16 protein-coding genes, 1 tRNA gene and 1 pseudogene are annotated in these 18,417 nt (G+C 71.7%); 9 read left to right on the forward strand and 9 right to left on the reverse strand.

The annotated features are described in order from the left end of the window. Positions 1–204: 204 nt before the first annotated feature. Positions 205–1,698 carry an MFS transporter gene (locus IG54_RS0120625; RefSeq protein ID WP_030786259.1) on the forward strand — a complete coding sequence of 498 codons (1,494 nt, stop codon included), beginning with the start codon at positions 205–207 and terminating at the stop codon, positions 1,696–1,698. On the opposite strand, the gene IG54_RS0120630 is transcribed toward IG54_RS0120625, so the two are convergent. Together IG54_RS0120630 and IG54_RS0120640 are read right to left on the reverse strand one after the other, a co-directional pair. Then, positions 1,695–3,041: a cytochrome P450 gene (locus tag IG54_RS0120630; protein WP_030786261.1), complete on the reverse strand. Its 1,347-nt coding sequence runs from the start codon at positions 3,039–3,041 to the stop codon at positions 1,695–1,697. The genes IG54_RS0120625 and IG54_RS0120630 overlap by 4 nt on opposite strands. Before the next feature lie 478 nt (positions 3,042–3,519). Then, the gene (locus IG54_RS0120640; protein ID WP_030786266.1) at positions 3,520–3,744 is read right to left on the reverse strand and encodes a cold-shock protein; all 225 of its coding nucleotides are present in this window, start codon (positions 3,742–3,744) and stop codon (positions 3,520–3,522) included. Positions 3,745–4,131: 387 nt separating this feature from the next. Here IG54_RS0120640 and IG54_RS0120645 point away from each other — a divergent pair, with 387 nt between their 5' ends. The 4 genes from IG54_RS0120645 (at position 4,132) to IG54_RS0120660 (ending at position 7,093) form a co-directional block, all read left to right on the forward strand. Further along, a complete protein-coding gene (locus IG54_RS0120645; protein ID WP_030786268.1) occupies positions 4,132–5,382 on the forward strand; it encodes a helix-turn-helix transcriptional regulator in 1,251 nt (416 codons plus the stop codon). A gap of 91 nt (positions 5,383–5,473) precedes the next feature. After that, complete coding sequence (locus IG54_RS39320; protein WP_051819728.1) at positions 5,474–5,944, forward strand: hypothetical protein; 471 nt, start codon at positions 5,474–5,476, stop codon at positions 5,942–5,944. A gap of 181 nt (positions 5,945–6,125) precedes the next feature. Then, positions 6,126–6,290: a hypothetical protein gene (locus tag IG54_RS42065; protein WP_158708891.1), complete on the forward strand. Its 165-nt coding sequence runs from the start codon at positions 6,126–6,128 to the stop codon at positions 6,288–6,290. 404 nt (positions 6,291–6,694) lie between these two features. After that, a complete protein-coding gene (locus IG54_RS0120660; RefSeq protein ID WP_030786274.1) occupies positions 6,695–7,093 on the forward strand; it encodes a hypothetical protein in 399 nt (132 codons plus the stop codon). Positions 7,094–7,749: 656 nt separating this feature from the next. Here the strand turns inward: IG54_RS0120660 and IG54_RS0120665 are convergent. Both IG54_RS0120665 and IG54_RS0120670 read right to left on the reverse strand, forming a co-directional pair. Then, a tRNA-Arg gene (locus tag IG54_RS0120665) sits at positions 7,750–7,825 on the reverse strand. Positions 7,826–7,913: 88 nt separating this feature from the next. Then, on the reverse strand, positions 7,914–8,327 hold the full coding sequence (locus IG54_RS0120670) for an organic hydroperoxide resistance protein (protein ID WP_030786277.1): 414 nt from the start codon (positions 8,325–8,327) through the stop codon (positions 7,914–7,916). A 162-nt stretch (positions 8,328–8,489) separates the two neighbouring features. Here IG54_RS0120670 and IG54_RS0120675 point away from each other — a divergent pair, with 162 nt between their 5' ends. Then, positions 8,490–8,999 (forward strand): MarR family winged helix-turn-helix transcriptional regulator, encoded by a 510-nt coding sequence (locus tag IG54_RS0120675; protein WP_051819730.1) that lies wholly within the window; start codon positions 8,490–8,492, stop codon positions 8,997–8,999. Continuing rightward, complete coding sequence (locus tag IG54_RS0120680; protein WP_063756245.1) at positions 8,983–9,825, forward strand: maleylpyruvate isomerase family mycothiol-dependent enzyme; 843 nt, start codon at positions 8,983–8,985, stop codon at positions 9,823–9,825. The genes IG54_RS0120675 and IG54_RS0120680 overlap by 17 nt, the downstream gene beginning before the upstream one ends. A gap of 12 nt (positions 9,826–9,837) precedes the next feature. On the opposite strand, the gene IG54_RS43590 is transcribed toward IG54_RS0120680, so the two are convergent. The 5 genes and pseudogenes from IG54_RS43590 to IG54_RS0120700 all read right to left on the reverse strand — a co-directional run bounded on the left by IG54_RS43590 (position 9,838) and on the right by IG54_RS0120700 (position 14,821). Then, positions 9,838–10,056 (reverse strand): phosphopantetheine-binding protein, encoded by a 219-nt coding sequence (locus tag IG54_RS43590; protein ID WP_324615421.1) that lies wholly within the window; start codon positions 10,054–10,056, stop codon positions 9,838–9,840. Between the two features lie 63 nt (positions 10,057–10,119). Continuing rightward, positions 10,120–10,740, reverse strand: a pseudogene (locus IG54_RS0120685) (isochorismatase family protein); the annotation flags it as partial. 261 nt (positions 10,741–11,001) lie between these two features. Further along, the gene (locus tag IG54_RS0120690; protein ID WP_030786283.1) at positions 11,002–12,708 is read right to left on the reverse strand and encodes a (2,3-dihydroxybenzoyl)adenylate synthase; all 1,707 of its coding nucleotides are present in this window, start codon (positions 12,706–12,708) and stop codon (positions 11,002–11,004) included. After that, on the reverse strand, positions 12,705–13,922 hold the full coding sequence (gene dhbC / locus IG54_RS0120695; RefSeq protein ID WP_030786285.1) for an isochorismate synthase DhbC: 1,218 nt from the start codon (positions 13,920–13,922) through the stop codon (positions 12,705–12,707). Before dhbC ends, IG54_RS0120690 begins: the two co-directional genes overlap by 4 nt. A 68-nt stretch (positions 13,923–13,990) precedes the next feature. Continuing rightward, entirely contained in the window at positions 13,991–14,821 is an 831-nt protein-coding gene (locus IG54_RS0120700; protein WP_030786286.1) for a 2,3-dihydro-2,3-dihydroxybenzoate dehydrogenase, read from the reverse strand. 108 nt (positions 14,822–14,929) lie between these two features. On the opposite strand from IG54_RS0120700, the gene fhuB reads away from it, so the two are divergent. Further along, positions 14,930–17,161 (forward strand): Fe(3+)-hydroxamate ABC transporter permease FhuB, encoded by a 2,232-nt coding sequence (gene fhuB / locus IG54_RS0120705; protein WP_106977053.1) that lies wholly within the window; start codon positions 14,930–14,932, stop codon positions 17,159–17,161. After that, positions 17,158–18,390: an enterochelin esterase gene (fes, locus tag IG54_RS0120710; protein ID WP_051819732.1), complete on the forward strand. Its 1,233-nt coding sequence runs from the start codon at positions 17,158–17,160 to the stop codon at positions 18,388–18,390. The genes fhuB and fes overlap by 4 nt, the downstream gene beginning before the upstream one ends. Positions 18,391–18,417: the final 27 nt, after the last annotated feature.

The following is an 18,417-nucleotide window of genomic DNA, read 5'->3' on the forward strand; positions in this document are numbered from 1 at the left end:
CCGGGGGCGGACGTCGCGCCGGCCTGAGTTGCGTCACCCCCCCCCGCGGTTCTCTTCTCTGTCATGTCCCGGGTGCAGCTCTGCCGTCTGCCCCGGGCCTGTCGTCTCCAGATCCGCCGATCTCTCGGTCTGTCGACTCCTGTGCGGCGGCTGACGGCAGGGCTCCCCGATTCCTTGAGCATTCCTCGAATCAGGAGCCCCCCCGTGCCCTCCCCCGCGCTCGGCGCCGAGCCGCAGCACACCGCCGAGCCCCCGGCTCACGACGTACCCGACCGGCCGCGGCCGTCGAAGATGACCCGGGCCGCCCGGATCGCCCTCGTGGTGCTCCTGGTCGCCGAGCTGATGGACATCCTCGACCAGTCGGTCGTCCTCACCGCACTGCCCGCCATCCAGGACTCGACCGGCGCGGGACCGGCGGCCGTGCAGTGGCTGACCGCGGGCTATTCACTGACCGTCGCCGTCGGACTGATCACCGGTGGCCGGCTCGGCGACCTGTACGGCCGCCGCAGGATCCTCCTCATCGGCACCGTCGTCTTCACCCTGGCCTCACTGCTGTGCGGTATCGCCACCGGCCCCGGTGTGCTGATCGCCGCCCGCGTCATCCAGGGCGCCGGGGTCGCCGTGATGATCCCCCAGGTCCTGGCCACCCTCCACGTCACCTTCGAAGGCGAGAACCGCAGCAGGGCCTTCGGCCTCTACGGGGCCGTCCTGTCCCTCGCCGGCGTCCTGGGGCCGGTCCTGGGCGGCGTGCTCACCGAGGCCGACCTGGCCGGACTGTCCTGGCGGCCGATCTTCCTGATCAACGTGCCCGTCGGTCTCGCCGTGCTCGTCCTCGGGCGGAGGTTCATCCCCGAGTCGACCGCGCGGAGGGCCGACCGGCTCGACCTGACCGGCATGCTGCTGTCCGCGTCGGCCGTGGTCCTGATCATCTTCCCGCTCACGGAGGGCCGTACCCACCACTGGCCGCCGTGGTGCTTCGCCATGCTCGCCGCGGGTCTCCTCGTGCTCGGCGTCTTCGTGCGCCAGCAGCGGCGCGGGCAGGACAGGGCCCCGCTCGTGGCCCTGTCCCTCTTCCGGATCAGGCAGTTCTCCGGCGGCCTGGCCGCGCAGCTGACGCTCGGCCTGCTGTGCGGCCTGTTCTTCATGACCTGGACGCTGTACCTCCAGCGCGGCCTGGGCATGAGCCCGCTGATGGCGGCCGCGGCCTTCGTGGTGCTCGCGCTCGGCGAACTGGCCGGTGCGATGACCGCGATGCGGACCGCGGGCCGCCTCGGGCGCCGCCTGCCCCAGGCCGGGGCGCTGATCGCGCTCGGCTCGACGGCGGCGTACGGGCTTCAGGTCGCCGGTCGACAGGCCGGCCCCGACCTGACCCTTGCCGCGATGGCCGTCCCTGTCCTGCTGATCGGCTTCGGCCTCGGCATGGTCGGCGGACCGCTCGCCGATATGTCGCTCGCCGAGGTGCCGCACGAGAACGCCGGTTCCGCCTCGGGCCTGTTCAACACCGCGATGCATCTGGGCATCGCCGTCGGCACCGCGCTGACCGCCCTGGTGTACTTCTCCGCCACCGGCGGCTCGCCTGACGGAACGGCCAACCGCGAGGCGTTCACGGGCGTACTCCGGTGGGTCGGCGGTGCGCTGGCCGTGATGTGGGCCCTGATGTTCTTCCTACCCGGGCGGGCGGGCGGTGAGGCCGACTAGGTCGCGTGGTGGGGGAGGCCGCGGGGGGTGACGGTCATACGGATGTCGTCGGCCGCCCAGAGTACGAAACGTTCGACGGGCGTCACCTCATGCCCCGGCACGGGCCGGAACCGGAACCGCTTGAGCAGCACGGCCAGCATCAACTCGGCCTCCACCATGGCCAATCCGGCCCCCTCGCAGCTGCGCGGCCCGAGCCCGAAGGGAACGTACGCGAGCTTCGGCCGCGCGGCCACCGCTTCCGGGGTGAACCGCTCGGGGCGGAAGGTGCCGGGGTCGGGCCAGTGGGCGGGGTTCATGTGGATGGCCCAGAAGGGATAAAAGATCGTGGTCCCGGCCGGAACCCCGTACCCCCCGAGGGAGAAATCCTCGGTCGCCTCGCGGGCGCCGTAAGGGCCGGGCGGGTAGAGCCGCATCGACTCCTTGAGGACCATGTCCAGATACGTGAGCCGCCGCAAGTCGGCGTAGTCGGGCACGGCACGCTCACCGAGCACCCGGTCCAGCTCGTCGGCGACGCGTGCGGCCACGTCCGGGTGGCGCCCCAGCAGATGCAGGGCCCACGAGACGGCGACCCCCGTGGTGTGGTGGGCGGCCAGCAGGGTGACCATGACGGTGTCACGGATCCGGGCGGGCCGCTCACCGGCCGCGAGGAGTGCCCCGATGAGATCGCTCCGGTCGCCGTGTACGGGCCGGCCGGGGCGGCGGTACGCGGCGATGATGCGGTCGACGGTGGCGCGCAGATAGGCAAGGGAGCCGACCCCGCGCTGCTCACCACCCACGGGCTCACTTGCCCCGAGATGCGCGACGAGGACGTCCTCGAAGGCGGCGGTGACCCGGTCCGGGTCCACGATGTCCGAGGTGGCGGCGCCTCCGAGCGCGTACTCACAGATCATCCGCAGCGAGAGCGAGGTGAGGTCTTTCTGCAACGCGACGGGCGCGCGGTCTGCCTGCTCGGCCCAGCGGTCGGCGAGGTCGGTCACGAGCGCGGTGAAGCCCGCGAAATGCCGCTCGTGCGAGGGCCGCCCCGCCAGCACGGAGAGCAGCAACCGCCGCCACGGCCCGTGCTCTTCGGCGTCCAGCACCTGCAAGTTCCCCGCCTCGCACAGGGGGGCCAGGAACTCGAAGAGCTTGGCGGGCCGCTTGTCGACGTGAGCGGTGGCTTCCAACAACACAGGATCGGCGATGGACACGGCGCCCCCGCTCCCACCCCCGGGCAACTGAAACCGCACGACGGGCCCGTACCGCTCATGCAGGGCCAACTGATAGAGATGCAGCCCCCCGGCGCCGGCAACGGCCCCCACGCCACCGTCACTCCGCCACTCGGGCCCAGGGATCGGCGTACCCATGACTGCGCCTCCTCGCTGCCACCGCGCTCAGCACCAGTAGAGCCCAGAACTTGGCGCCCTACCCACCCACACCGAGATCCCGCCGCATAACGCGCCGAAGCTCGGCCAAGGCCGAGTCGAACCGGTCTTCCAGCTCCTCGTACTCCGCACTGCCGTGGGCGACGCCGCCCGCGACCAGATCCCGGGTCTCCCGCAGGACGACAAACGGGCGGCGCGCGGCCTCAACGACCGCCTGAGGGGCGGTAATGGCGAGACGGTGACGAATCTCGTAGGCCCCGGGCGCCAAAAACAACTCCCGTACGCGCCGGGACCGCTCCTCCGCGGGAAAGCCGGCCTGCGCACATCAAGGCTCCGCCCGGCGCGCTCCCTGCGCCGACTGAGCCGATCGGCGATCAGCGTCGACCCGACCCCGATGACGGCACCAAGTGCCGTACTGAGGGGCGAGATCCACTCCATGCCGGAGCAGCGTAGACGGCCATCAGGCGGACCGAGGAACGATGATCACCGCGCGATAGTCGTACCCGTCCTGCTTGAAGCCGGGGGCTTCCCAGGTGAGGTCCACTTGCTGACCTGGCATCAGACTGCGGAAGCCGGCCATCTGGATGTCGGAGAAGTGGCCGAAGCAGCCACCAGGAGTCTCAGAGCAGTCGAGCACACCCCACCCTTCCTCCTCGTGCCACTCACGGACAGTCGCGATCACCATGGGGAAACTTTATGGGCCGCGTCTGCGAGGAGGCGCCGCATTTTCTTCTCGAAGACCATTGGGGGGTCGTAGCTTTCGTTCTTGGAGCGCCCCTCGGGGTGCGCAAGACGAAGGTCCAGGAACGGATCCGTCATCCGGCTCCTGGACCGTCGGCCGGCTCATCCATCGCATGCGGGATGCCGGCATCACCCCAGACCCCCGCGACATCCACGAACAAGTCCGCGAACACATGCACACCGGAGCCTGACCAGGCCCCCCTTGCGCCTTCGGGCGGAAGGGGGCCTTTTCGTCATGCCCGGCCTGGTGATTGCTGGCCAAAGCCCTCCCACAAAAATGGTCCCGCCCCATACCCTGACAGTGACGAGCTGTTCAGAGAGGGGCGAGACCGTGCCATCTGATGCTACCCCTGACCCGTACGCCGATCCGCTGCGCTTCGGCCAACGAGTACAGATTCTTCGTGAGCGGCGCGGTATGACGCGTGCTCAGCTTGCCGACTTCATCGGAGTCTCACTGCACACTCTGCGGAAGATCGAGAACGGTCAACAACTGGCGCCAGGCCTCGAGATGGTGATGCGTATTGCCGAGGCCCTCCGCGTCAGGGACCTCGCCGAGCTGACAGGGCATCCCGAGATGCACGTAGACCTCTTCATCGGCCCCGGCCACCCTCGGCTCGGCGCGGTCAAGGCCGCTGTCGACAGCTTCTCTCCCTGTTCGAGCGTCGAACCGTCGCCTGTCGCCCATCTAAAGGCGCGGCTGCATGCGGCGTGGAAGTCACGCCACTCTGCTCCGAACCATCGCGAGGTCGTCGGCAAGCTGCTGCCTGGCCTGATCCGTGATGCGCAGGCCCTCGTCCGTACGGCCGACACCGCGAGGGACCGTAGCGCCGCGCAAGGGCTGCTCGCCGAGACATACTCACTCGCGCAGTTCTTTGTCGCTTACCAGCCCGATTCTGCGCTCCTCTGGCGCATCGCCGAGCGGGGCATGGTCGCTGCCCAGGACTCTGGTGACCCGCACGCCATCGGGGTGGCCGCGTGGCTGCTGGCCCAGGCGCACCGCGATAGCGGGCCAAGGCACTTCGACGCAGCCGATGCCATCAACGTCGAAGCAGTCCGTTTTCTGGATCCTCTTCTTCCTGATGCGGAGGACGATCTTTTGGCTATCGCGGGGGCCTTGGAGTTCGAGTTGGGCTATACGGCGGCCCGCCGTCGGGACACGGGGACGGCGTGGCGGCACTGGGACAAGGCCAACGACATGGCCAAGCGGCTGCCGAGCGATTACTACCACCCGGTCACATCCTTCTCACGCGCCATCATGGGAGCGCACGCGGTCACAGTGGCCGTCGAGTTGCACCAGGGCGGGGAGTCTGTACGGCAGGCGGCCCAGGCAGACAAATCGGTGATCAAGTCGCGGCCACGGCGGGCCCGCCACCGCATCGAGGAGGCCCGCGGATACCAGCTCGATGGGCAGCCTGACGTGGCGGTGGCGACACTTCAGAAGGCGTTCGAGGCCGCACCGGAAACGATCAGGTACAACGGGTATGCGCGGCGGATCATCCTTGAGGAGACCGAGACGAAAGAGACCAACCGGCGCCGCCGTGCGTCCGAACTCGCCGTAGGCATCGGGCTCCTGTCCGCCTGAATCGAGGTGACCGGATTCCGGTCATCGGTCGGCTCACACCGCTCCTACCGTCGTCATCAGACCTGATCGAAGCTGATGGCAGGAGCCGCCGATGAAAACCACGGTCGCGGACTGGCTCGCACATTCTCAGAGAGCACCCGAGCAGGCCCGGAGGGAGTGGGCGGACACCGGCGTCGCCCTACTCCCACTCGGCCACCGGTTCGAGGCGGCTCGCCTCCCCGAACGGCTTGTGCTCGCGGCAATGTGCACCACCGACCGGAAGCAGCTCCCCGCGCTCCTCGGTCGAGCCCTCAACGGTCCCGTGATCTACGACAACCGGACGATGGGCGGAACGTACTACGCCCTCATGCGGCCCCGCGCCGACCGCGCGTGGACCCACCAGGCTGTCGCGCCACGCCTCGGCGCGAGCGACTATCTCGTCGTGCCGCGGCTCGACCGCAAGGAACCGCCCGGTACGCATTGGACGGTCCTCCCGCGATTCGAAGGCGACCTGTGCGAGCCCGAAACCGTGACAGCTCTCATCGCCTACGGGCTCAGTGTCAGCCAGGGAGCACAACAGTGACCCCCCGGGCGAGGGACGCGAAGATGGACCCGGTGGAAATCCGTCTGGCTGTCGTCAAGCACACCTACGACTGCACCAGGTGCAAGGCCATGCGCCGCATTTGCATCAAGGGGCGTCGGCTGCGCCGGGCCCTAGAAGCGGGCGAGCACCCACCCAAGCGGCGTGTGAATAGGGGCCGGGGATGAGCGAGGGCGTGCGGTACTGCGGGCACTGCGATGAGCCGATCACCGAGCAGAATCCCGGCACGGCCACCGTGAAGATCTCCATCTCGGCGGGCGGCGCCGTCATCTGGCGGCACGACAAGTGCCCGCAACTGCCCGCGTACGTGCGGCGCACACCCCGCTAGACCCCCGGCCGCAGCCCTGGAAACGGCTGTGGCCGGTACCGGGCGGCCCGCCCGACGGTACCTGGGGAGCGGGCCGCCCGACACACCCCGGCAGAGCAGAGCAGAGCAGAAGGAAGGCCATGCCGAAATCCGACCCCGCGCCACCACCCCCGGCTCTCGTCCCGTGCGGGCCGTGCCTACGCCAGCTCCTCACCGCCGATCCGGCCACCCCTCACGTATGCGCTCAGGGCACGTCCCTCGGTATCGAGGAGGGTTTGCTCTACCTCGTTCCAGAGCAAGCGTGCCCGTGCCCATGCCAACAGCAGGAGGAGAGCGGGGCGCTTCAGGCAGCTCGCGCAGAGGCCCGTGGTCTGTCGGTGCCCGCCCATAAACTGGCGACGCCGCCACGAGAGGAATGATCACAAATGCGCCCCGCCGCCTTCCAGGACTTCGCCGCCGACCTGCTGAAGAACACCCCCGACGTCCAGCGCGTACAGCCGCTCTCCGAGGCCGGGGACACCAAGCACCCCTACGGCCTGGCCGTGACCGTCTCCGGACGCGAGACCCGCTGGCAGATGATCGGCCAGCTCGCCGAGGGCGCCAAGCACGATTCGCCCACCGCCCCGGTCGAGGGCACCCCGGCACCCTTCACGGCCGCTGCGGTGACGGACGCCCCGGACGCATGGCTTGCCGGCGTCATCGGCGCGGCCGAGTCGCCCGAGATCGCGGCCTTGGACGTGTGGTCCGCACGCGAGGGCGGCGGCCAGCACGGCGTGACGATCTCCTGGCGCAACGGCGAGAAGACCTTCGTCCGCAAGCTCTAGACCCTCCCCGCAGGCCGCACCTGGTCGAGCGGCGGAGTGCACCACACCTATCAGCACCATCCCACCACCCAAGGGAGAACTGATCATGTGTGAACACCAGCGCGGCCACCGCTTCGACCCCGGGCAGTGCTCAGGATCAGCCTGCGCCGCATGTGGCGCCATCTTCTCGGTAGAGCCGGGGGCGGGTGCACCCGCCCACCAGCCGCAGGGCAGTCGAGAGATGTGCTCCGGAGCAGGGGCTCCCACCCTGCCCATCTGAGCCAGTTGCAGTCGGGGCCCGGCCTAACGGGTCGGGCCCACCCCCTCAGACGAGGTCGCGGAGCGGGACGCCGAGAGCGTGGGCGATGCGGAGCAAGGTCGAGAGGGTGGCGCCCATGACCCGAGCCGGCCGCCCAACTGGTCCCCCCTCACAGACGGTCCGGCACTGGGGACCGCCCCTCCAGCGCCACAGCCCCCGGAGGGGCGGTCTGCGTTCTCGACGCCTGATCCTCGGTAGCTCACCTGCGGAAACGGAGAGATCGTTTAGGAGCGATTTAGGAGCCGGGATCCGGTAGTGAGGCTGTATCGAGAGTGTTTGAAGGCGTAGCCGGGCTGCGCAAGACGAAGGCCCAGGGCCGGATCTGTCATCCGGGACCTGGGCCCTTGTCGTGCCGGCCTGGTGCCCCCGGCAGGATTCGAACCTGCGACACCAGCTTTAGGAGAGCTGTGCTCTATCCCCTGAGCTACGGAGGCGGGGCATGGTGGCGCGGGTCCGGAGGGACCGCGTCACCGGCGCTCAGTGTAGCGGGTGGTCGTTCGGGGGCCGGGGGTTGCTCCCTGGTTACTCGATGACCAGTTCCACGGGGATGTTGCCGCGGGTCGCCTTCGAGTAGGGGCAGTACGCGTGGGTCTTCTTCAGGAGGTCCTCGCCCGCGGGGCCCTGGAGGTGGTCGGGGAGTTCCGCTCGCATGATCACGGAGAGGCCGAAGCCGCCGTCCGTGTCCTTGCCGATGCTGACCTCCGCGGTCACCGAGACGTCCGAGACGTCGATCTTCTCCTGGCGCGCGATGTTGCCCATCGCGCTGGCGAAGCAGGCCGCGTAGCCCGCGGCGAAGAGCTGTTCCGGGTTGGTGCCCTTGCCGTTGCCCCCGAGGGCCGTGGGGAAGCCGAGGGGGAGGTCGATCTGGCCGTCGGAGCTGACGGCGCGGCCCTCGCGGCCGTTGGCGGTGGCTACGGCGGTGTACAGCGCGTCCATGAGTTTCTCTTCCTCTTCCTGTTCGCGGCGGGGGTTCCTGTGCCGGGGGTTCCTGTGCGCGGCGGGGGCGGCTCGGCGGCCACCCCTGGGGACCCTCGAGAAACAGTAGAGCACGCTATTTAGTTGTGCGCAACTTAGTTGGGTGCGTTGTAGAGTAGGGGTATGGAGAAACGCGTACCCGCCGATGGCCCGGCACTCTCGCGCGACGAGGACTTTCTGCTGCTCGATCACCAGATCTGCTTCTCGTTGCACGCCGCCGCCCGTGCCTTCAACGGCGTCTATCGGGCCGCCCTGAAGGATCTTGGGCTCACCTACCCGCAGTATTTGGTGATGCTCGTGCTCTGGGAGCACGGCGAGCTGCCCGTCAAGAAGATCGGGGAGCGGCTACGGCTCGACTCCGGGACGTTGTCGCCGCTGCTCAAGCGGCTGGAGGCGGCCGGGCACGTGGAGCGGCGGCGCAGTGTCGAGGACGAGCGGTCCGTCTCCGTGCGGCTCACCGGGCAGGGAAGCGCCCTGCGCGAGAAGGCTCTCGCCGTGCCCCGCACCATCGCCGCGTCCACCGGGCTCTCCCTGGACGAGGTGCGGGAGCTGCGCGCGCGGCTCAACACCCTGACCGCCGCCCTCGACGGGGCCGACGTGGAAGGGGGCGCCACCAGTGACTGCGTTCGGTGATGCTCACGCCGGTGGTGGTACTGGTGACAGTGGCGGTGCCGATCCCCAGGCCCAGGCCCAGGCCCATGCCCATGCCGTCGCCGCCGAGAGCGGGCGGTTCGTCTCGCTTCTCGGCGGGGCCGATCTCTCCACTCCCGTTCCCGGGTGCCCGGGGTGGACGCTCCTCGATCTCGTCCGGCACACCGGAAGCGTGCACCGGTGGTTCTCCGTGCTGCTGCGGACCAACGTCCAGGAGCCGCCCGCCACGCGGGCCGTCGACCTCGACCTGCCCGAGCGCGAGGACTCGTACGCGTACGCCGCCTGGCTCGCCGCCGGCGCCGACCTCGCCGCCCGGACCTTCGCCGAGGTCGATCCCGACGCGACCATGTGGACCTGGGGCGCCGACCCGCACGCCCGTTTCTGGGTGCGCCGCATGCTCCACGAGACGCTCGTGCACCGCGTCGACGCGGAGGCCGCCCTTGGGCTGCGGCCCGTGATCGACCCGGCGCTCGCGGCCGACGGCGTGGACGAGTTCCTGGTCAATCTGCCCTTCGCCACGCCGTTCGCGCCCGGGGTCGCCCGGCTTCGCGGCCAGGGCGAGACCATCCGCTTCCGCGCCACCGACCAGCAGGAGCAGGGGCGGGACCGGGACTGGGTGGTTCGGCTGTCGGTCGACCGCTTCGGGCTCGTCGACGGCGAGCAGCAGTCCGTGGACGCCTCCGTGCACGGGAGCGCCGCTGATCTGCTGCTCCTCCTCTACGGGCGTCTCGGCCGGGATTCCGGCGCCTTCCAGGTCGCGGGGGACACCGGCCTGCTCGACCGGTGGTTCGCCCACTCCGCGTTCTGAAGCCGGGCGGGGCTACCGCGCCAGCACCCGCACCCACTTCTCCAGCGCCGGCTCCTCCGCCAGGTCCGCGAAGGACGCCGTCACGCCGTGGTCGCGGCGCCAGCGGGCCAGCAGGGTCATGAGGCGTACGGAGTCGAGGCCGTAGTCGACGAGGTTCTCGTCCTCGGGGATGTCCGCCGGGTCCTCGCCGAGGACATCCGCCACATCCGCGCGCAGCTGGTCGAGGGTCAGCTCGTCGAGGGTCGGGTGGTCGAGGGGAGCGGCTTCGGTGGCTTCGGGTTGGCCGGCGTCCGCGAAGACTGCCGCCGTCGTCGTGACGACTGCGCACTTGTCCGCCGCCCAGCGCAGCGCCATCGCGTGGTCGTCGGCCGAGAAGTCGGCGACCGCGTCGGCGACCACGAACGCCTGGATGTCCTGCATCCACGCGTCGCAAGCCGTCATCAGGACGCCGATGTGTGCGTAGACGCCGACGATGACCAGCTGGTCGCGGCCCTGTTCACGGAGCCGTTCGAGCAGGTCGGTACGGACGAAGCCGCTGTACTTCCACTTGGTGATGACCGTCTCGGCGGGCGCCGGGCCGATCTCCGGGGCGATCGCCGCGGCCTGCTCGTCGTCGGGGAGGCCCGCACCCCAGAAGTCCTGCTGGAGGCCCCGCTCCGCGAGGGTCTGGCCGCCGGGCTGCGCGGTGTGCAGCACCGGCACGCCGAGTCGGCCCGCCGCCTGCTTCAACTCGGCGACGTGCGCGAGGAGTTCCGGAACGGGCGAGGCGTCACGGTCGTACGCCGACAGGAAGTAGTTCTGGAGGTCGTGGACGAGGAGCACCGCGCGGGACGGGTCGACCTTCCAGTCGACGCGGTTGCCGGGCAGCTCGTCGGCCGACGGCATGGGATACGGGGTGATGGTGGGGAGGGCCATGGTGGTGGAGGGTTCCGTTTCAGGCTGGCGGGGGGGGGGGCTATGGCAGATATACGCGGGCTGGGCGGTCAGGCGGATATGCGCGGGCTGAGCGGTCAGGTAGGGCATACGCGGGTTGGGCGGTTCGGCAGGCATACGCGAGCCGGACGGCCCGGCAGGCATACGCGAGCCGGGCAACCCGGCAGGCACGCGCGAACCGGACACCCCGGCAGGGCCCCCGCGTCCTGCCCCGCCCGCCAGGGCACCCGCGCACTCGGACCATCACGCCTGCGCGGCCGGCTCAACGGCGGGGACGGGGCGACCCGGGGCGTCCGGGCGGGCCGAGGCGGCCGCTCGTAGGTCCTTCTTGGAGATCTTGCCCACGCCCGTCCGCGGAAAGGCCTCCACGAACTCCACCCGGTCCGGCACCTTGTACGCCGCGAGCCCCCGTTCCCGTACGAACCTCTTGACCGCGACCGGCTTCAGCGGCTCGGCGCCCGTGCGCAGGATGACGTACGCGCACGTGCGTTCGCCCAGATAGGGGTCGGGCTCGGCGACGACGTTCGCGTCGTGCACGGACGGGTGGGCGAGGATGTGGTTCTCGACCTCCTCGGCCGCGATCTTCTCGCCGCCCCGGTTGATCTGGTCCTTCGCCCGGCCCTCGACGACCAGATGGCCGGTCTCGGTGAGGCGGACCACGTCGCCGGTGCGGTAGAAGCCGTCGGCCGTGAAGGAGCGGGCGTTGTGCTCGGGCGCCCGCCAGTAGCCGCGGATCGTGTACGGGCCGCGGGTCAGGAGGTGCCCGGTCGCGCCCACGGGCAGCTCCTCGTCCTCGTCGTCGACGATCCGGATCTCGTCGTCGGGGGAGATCGGGCGGCCCTGCGTGGTGACGATCGTCTCGTCCGGGTCGTCCAGGCGCGTGTAGTTGACCAGGCCCTCCGCCATGCCGAAGACCTGCTGGAGCGTGCAGCCGAGGGCGGGCCCGACGCGCCGCGCCGCCTCCTCGCTGAACTTCGCGCCGCCGACCAGGAGGACGTCCAGGCTGGACAGGTCGTACGTCGACGACGGCGCCGCCTCCGTCCAGAGCAGGGCGAGCGGCGGCACGAGGCCCGTGATCGTGACGCCCTCGGACTCGATGAGCGGGAAGGCGACCTCGGGGCCCGGCTGCGGGCAGAGCACGACGCGGGCGCCCGCGTAGAGCGCGCCGAGCGAACCGGGGGAGGAGAGCGGGAAGTTGTGGGCGGCGGGGAGGGCGACCAGGTAGGCGGAGTCCGCGTCGACCCCGCACAGCTCGTTCGAGCCGCGCAGCGAGTAGATGTAGTCGTCGTGGGTGCGGGGGATCAGCTTCGGTACGCCGGTCGAGCCGCCGGAGAGCTGGAGGAAGGCCAGGTCGGAGGGGGCGGGCGGGTCCGGGACCGTCAACGGGCCCGCCGGGTCGACCGGCACGTCCGACAGGGCCTCGAAGGCACCGGGGTCGCCCTCGGCCACGAACACGTGCCGCAGGGCGGGGACTTCGGCGAGGACCTTCGCCGCGAGGTCGCGGTAGTCGAAGCCGCCGTGCTCGGCGGGGATGACGTACGCGGCGGCCTCGGTGAACTCGCAGAAGTAGCGGATCTCCGTCTCGCGGTGCGCGGGCAGCGCGAACACGGGCAGCGCGCCGATCCGGAACAGCGCGAAGACCGTCTCGAAGAACTCGGCGATGTTGGGGAGTTGGACGACGACCCGGTCGCCCTTGGCGATGCCACGGGCAAGGAAGCCCGCCGCCAGGCGGTCGGCCCTGCGGTCCAGCTCGCCGTACGTCCAGCGGCGGATCCCGGCGGCGCCGGCCGTCCCGCTCGCCCCGCCGGGGTCGACGATCGCGATCCTGTCGGGGTGCTCGGCGGCGCGGTCGCGCAGGAGCCCGCCGAAGGTCTCGCCGCGCCAGTAGCCGGCGGCGCGGTAGCGGGCGGCGAACTCCTCGGGCCACGTGGGTGCCTCGACGTCGCTCACAGCTCGGCTCCCACCGCGTTCAGGAACGTACGGAACTTCGCGCCGGTCTCCGCGGTCTCCGCCGCCGGGTCGGAGGCGGCGACGACGCCCGCGCCCGCGTACAGCCGCAGGGAGCGTTCCTCGGCCTCGGCGCAGCGGATGGTGACGACCCACTCGCCGTCGCCGTTCGCGTCGCCCCAGCCGATCATGCCGGTGAAGAAGCCGCGGTCGAACGGCTCGGTCTCGCGGATCACCTCGCGGGCCGTGGCCGTGGGGGTGCCGCAGACCGCGGGGGTGGGGTGCAGGGCGCAGGCCAGTTCGAGGGCGGAGGCGCCGGAGGCCCCGGAGGCGGCGAGGGTGCCGGTGACCGTGGTGGACAGGTGCCACATGGTCGCCGTGCGGATCAGGGTGGGGCGGGCCGGGACGGTCAGGTCCGTGCAGAAGGAGGCGAGCGCCTGGTGTACGGCGTCGACGACGACGGCGTGCTCGTGCAGGTCCTTGGCGGACTCCAGGAGCGCTGCGGCGCGGCGCACGTCCTCGGCGAGGTCGTCGCTGCGGGGCGTGGAGCCCGCGAGCGGGTTGGCGACGACCTGGTGGCCGCGGCGCGAGACGAGCAGTTCGGGGCTGGCGCCGATCAGGGTGCGGCCGGGGGCCGTGGGCAGCGCGAAGGTGTAGCCGGAGGGGTCGCGGCGGGCCAGGCGCTGGAGCATCAGCGGGATGTCCAGCGGGGCGGGCGCGGTGAGTTCGAGGGTGCGGGCGAGGACGACCTTGCTGAAGTCGCCGCGCCACATGCGCTCCACGGCGGCGGCCACGCCGGCGCCGTACTCCTCGGGGGCCGGTACCGGGCGGATCCGCCAGTCGGTGGCGTCCGGCGTCTCGGCGGGGAGCGCGATCAGCGGGTCCGCGGTCAGCGGCGGCGCGGTGCGCACCGCTTCGGGGACGGCGAGCGCGGCGGGCGCGGTGTGGTCGAAGGGGATGGCGCCGACGACGTACGGCTTGGCGGACCCGGTGCGGCGGGCGTCGGCCAGGGTGGTGGCGACGCGGAGCGGCAGGGGTCTGTCGTCGTGCGGGACGTGGGCGCGGACGCCGCCTTCGGTGAGCAGGGTGCGGGTCGGCGTCGCGAGGAAGCGTTCGCCGGGTCTGTAGGCGTCGAGGAGGGCGGTGGCCGCTCCTACGGCGGGGTGGGCCTGCTCGGCCGTGGTGACGTGCGTGGCGACTTCGGGTGCCGTCGACACGGGGGGCTCCGTTTCTTGGGGCAGGGGGCCCCTACGTGGGGGCGATGGTTCGGGGTAAACGGGCCGGCTCAGCGCAGCGTGGCGCCTCCGTCGACGTACAGCTCCTGCAAGGTCACGTGCCGGGCCCGGTCCGAGGCGAGGAAGAGCACCGCGTCGGCGATGTCCCGGGGTGCGGCGATGCGGCCGAGGGGGATGCCGGTGCGGTACGTCGCCGGGTCGCCGTCGATGACGCTGAGCGGCGCCTCCGTCTGCCCGTCGGGCCACAGGGCCCGCTGCATCGCGGTGTCCGTGGAGCCCGGCGCGACGACGTTGCAGCGCACGCCGCTGCGGGCGACCTCGAGGCCGAGGCACTTGGTGAACATCGTGGCCGCCGCCTTCGACGCGGCGTACGCGGCCATACCGGTGCGGGGGATCCCGGCCGCGTTGGAGGCGACGGTGACGATGCAGCCGCGGCCGCGCGCGGTCATGTGGGAGGCGGCGGCGCGCGAGGTGTGGAAGACGCCGGTGGTGTTCACGGCGAAGGTGTCGGCCCAGTCGGCGTCGGTCAGTTCGGCGACGGGCGCGGCACGGAGGATGCCCGCGACGTTCACGAGGAGGTCGAGGGCGCCGTGGTCGCGTACGACGTCGTCGACGACGCCCGTGACGGCGGCGGGGTCCGTGACGTCCATGACGCGCGGGGTGACCGTGCCGGCCAGGTCCCGTGCGGCGGCGGCCAGTTCGTCGATGCCGTGCGCCGAGCGGTCGGTGGCGACGACATGGGCGCCCCGGGCCGCGAGCGCGGTGGCCACCGCGGCGCCGATGCCCTGGCCCGCGCCGGTCACCAGAGCCGTACGCCCGGCGAACTCGCCCTCGGCGCGCGACTCGTCCGGTAGGTGGTCAGGCGGTATGTGGTCAGGCATGTGTGAGCGACCTCCCCCTACTTTTTAGGTAAGCCTAACCTAACGTATAACTTCTGCCCAGAGGTCGCGACCCTGCCGATATAGTTAGGCTAGCCTCACCTTATGCGCATGCCGACCGTGGGCACCACACCCCCACCACCCCAACTGCCCGAATTGTCAAGGGAGTTGGCTGAAAAGGACGGTCGCGGACCGGCGCCCGAGCGTGCCGCGCGCCGCACGGTCGGTCTCGCCGTCACCGGATTCACCCTCGCCCTGGTGCTGCTCGTGGCCCTCTCGCTGAGCGTCGGCGCGGGCGAGGTCGGCCCCGGCGGGGTCCTCGACTACCTGCTCAACCGGCAGGGGGCGCGCGACGATTCACGCCTCGCTCTCGTCGTCGGCGACCTGCGCATCCCGCGCACCCTCACCGCTCTGCTCGTCGGCGGCGCCCTCGGTGTCGCCGGCTGCCTGCTCCAGGCGGTCACCCGCAACCCGCTCGCCGAGACCGGCCTGCTCGGCGTCAACGCCGGTGCCTCGCTCGGGGTCGTCGCGGGCATCGCGCTGCTCGGGTTCGATTCCGGTTTCGCCTATCTGGGCTGCGCGTTCGGCGGCGCCGTGGTCGCGAGCGGGCTTGTGCTGCTCATCGCCGGGCGCAAGGGCGGCGGCTCTCCCATGCGGCTCGTCCTCGCCGGATCGGCGCTCGGCGCCACCTTCGGCGGGCTCACCAGCGTCATCGTCGTCAACTCCGCGGAGACCTACGACAAGTTCCGCTTCTGGGTGCTCGGCTCGCTCGCCGGGGTCGAGGGATACGGCGAACTGGGGCGCCTCGCACCCGTTATCGCCGCCGGTTTCCTCGTCGCGCTCCTGGTCGCCCGGCCGCTGTCCGCCCTCGCCCTCGGCGACGACCTCGCCCGCAGCCTCGGCCACCGGCCGCCCCTGATCCGTACGGTCGTCGCCGTCGGCGTCACCCTGCTCACCGCCGCCGCCGTCGCGCTCGCCGGGCCCATCTCCTTCCTCGGCCTCCTCGCGGGCTTCCTCGCCCGCGCCATCGCGGGCACCCGGCTCCCGGCCAGGCTGCTCCTCGCGGGACTCGTCGGCGCCTGCGTCCTGACCGTCTCGGACGTCGCGGCCCGCGTGGTCTCCCGCCCGTACGAGGCTCCGGTGTCCGTCATCGTGGCGCTGATCGGAGCGCCCGTACTGATCCTCATCGTCCGCTCCAGGTCCCTCACCACGATGGGCATGACGGACCCGGCGACGGACGAGAGCACCCCCACCAGGCGTTCCCGCTCCCAGCGCGCCCCCGCCGAGGGCCGCCCCGCCAAGCCCGCCCCCGCCGACACCTTCGTCCTGCGCCGCGGCCCCCTCTCCTTCCTCGTCGCCCGCCGCGCGACCCTCGCCTCGCTGCTGCTCGCCGCGCTGCTCGCCGTCGCCGTCGTCCTGTCCGCGTACGCGGGGCAGAGCGACATGAGCGTCGGCCGCACCTTCCGCGCCGTCCTCGGATACGGCGACCACTTCGACGTGCTCCTCGTACAGAAGTTCCGCCTCGGCCGCATCGTCGCCGGGCTCACCGCGGGCGCGGCGCTCGGCCTCGCCGGGTGCCTCACCCAGACCCTCGCCCGCAACCGCCTCGCCACCCCGGAACTCCTCGGCGTCAACGACGGCGCCACCGCCGCGGTCCTCGTCTCCGTCACCTTCAGCGCCTCCGGGTCCTTCGGCGCCTGGTGGGCGGGGCCGATCGGCGCGCTCGTCGCCGTGGTCGTCGTCACGCTGGTCTCCGGAGGGCTCGGTCAGCGCGGTTACCGTGTCCTCGTCGTCGGGCTCGCCATGTCCGCGCTCGCCTCCGCCGCCACCCAGGTCGTGCTCTCGCGCCGCTCCCTCAACTCGGCCAGTTCCCTGTACGTGTGGACGTCCGGGAGCCTCAACGGCCGCGGCTACTCCGTCGCCCTGCCCGTCCTCATCGGGCTGGCCGTCCTGGTGCCGCTCGCCCTCGCCGTCGCCCGCCACCTCGGCGTGCTCCGCTTCGACGACGCCACCGCCGCCTCGCTCGGCTCCAACGCCGGGCGCACCCGCCTGATCTGCCTCCTCCTCGCCGTCGCGCTGGCCGGTCTCGCGGTCGGCATCTGCGGGCCCGTCGGCTTCGTCGCCCTCGCCTCGCCCGTCATCGCCTCCCGCCTCGCTGGCCCGCTGCGGGTGCCGCTGGTCGGCTCGATGCTGACCGGCGCGACGCTCGTGGTCGTGGCCGACACGCTCGGGCGCATCGCCTTCGACGGGTCCGAGCTGCCGGTCGGCGTCGTCACGACGGTCCTCGGCGGCCCGTTCCTGCTGTGGGTGCTGCTGGGCCGCTCGGCGGCGACACGCGTATGACACCACCGAACCCGAAAGAGGCCACCCCTGTGCGAAGCCCGCTGCTGCGGACGCTCCTTCACGCCGTACGAGCCCGGGTCCCCGGCGCCGAACGGGCCTTCTGGAACCGCGTCGAGACGACGGGCACGCCCCTCGTCGAGCCCGACCCCTCGGGCGACCCGGCCCACCGCCTCGTCACGTTCCTCTGGCGGGACGACCCCGCACGCCCCGCCGCGGACATCCTGGCGCTGCTGCACACCGTCACCGACAAGGACCGCCACGCGGGCGACCTCACCCCGCACCTGATGGAACGCCTGCCCGGCACGGACGTGTGGGCGCTCAGCCACCGCCTGCGGGCCGACCACCGGGCCTCGTACCAGTTCTACGTCGCCCGGGGCACCCGGCAGGACACCCTCCGCACCGACCGCGAGGCGTGGCTGCGCGTCCTCGCCGAGGCCGTCCCCGACCCGTTCAACGGCGATCCGCGGCTGCCCGCCCGCGACGGCCGCAACCCCGCCTCCGTGATGTCCCTGCCCAAGGCGCCGCCCCAGCCGTACGTGGGCCGCCGCGCGGTGGTGGCCGGCAAGTCCCTGGCGGCCGAGGTGGACGGCAGGAACATCACCCTGCACCTGCCCCCGGAACGGCCCCGCGCCCTGGCCGTCCTCCTGGACGGCGAGATGTGGGGCCCGGTGCTCGGCATCGGCGCCACGCTGGACGCGCTGCACGCCGACGGAGCGGTGCCGCCGACGGCCGCGCTCCTCGTCGACACGATGGGGCGGCGCATGGAGGACCTGAGTTGCAGCGGCGCCTTCGTGGACTGGCTGGCGGACGTGCTGCTGCCGTGGGCGGCGGACGCGTACGACCTCTCGGCCCCCGCCGAGCGCACGGTCATCGCGGGTCAGAGCGCGGGTGGCCTCACGGCGGCGTACGCGGCACACCGGCGCCCGGACCGCTTCGGCGCGGCGCTCAGCCAGTCCGGTTCGTTCTGGTGGCCGGACGAGGACGCCCCCGACGGGCGGGGCCCGGAATGGCTCACCCGCGAATACGCCCGCACCCCGCACCGCCCGATCCGCCTCCACCTGGAGGTGGGCACCCAGGAATGGATGCTCCTCCCCCAGAACCGCCGCCTGCGCAACGTCCTGCGGGCACGGGGCTACGAGGTGACGTACGAGGAGTTCAACGGCGGCCACGACTACGCATGCTGGAGAGGAGGCCTGGCAACAGGCCTGACCACCCTGCTCCCTGGCTGACGGAACTGCGCAGCCGGGGGGTCTTTC

Origin of the sequence: Streptomyces sp. NRRL S-920 (assembly GCF_000717945.1) — a bacterium.
GTDB classification, from domain to species: domain Bacteria; phylum Actinomycetota; class Actinomycetes; order Streptomycetales; family Streptomycetaceae; genus Streptomyces; species Streptomyces alboniger.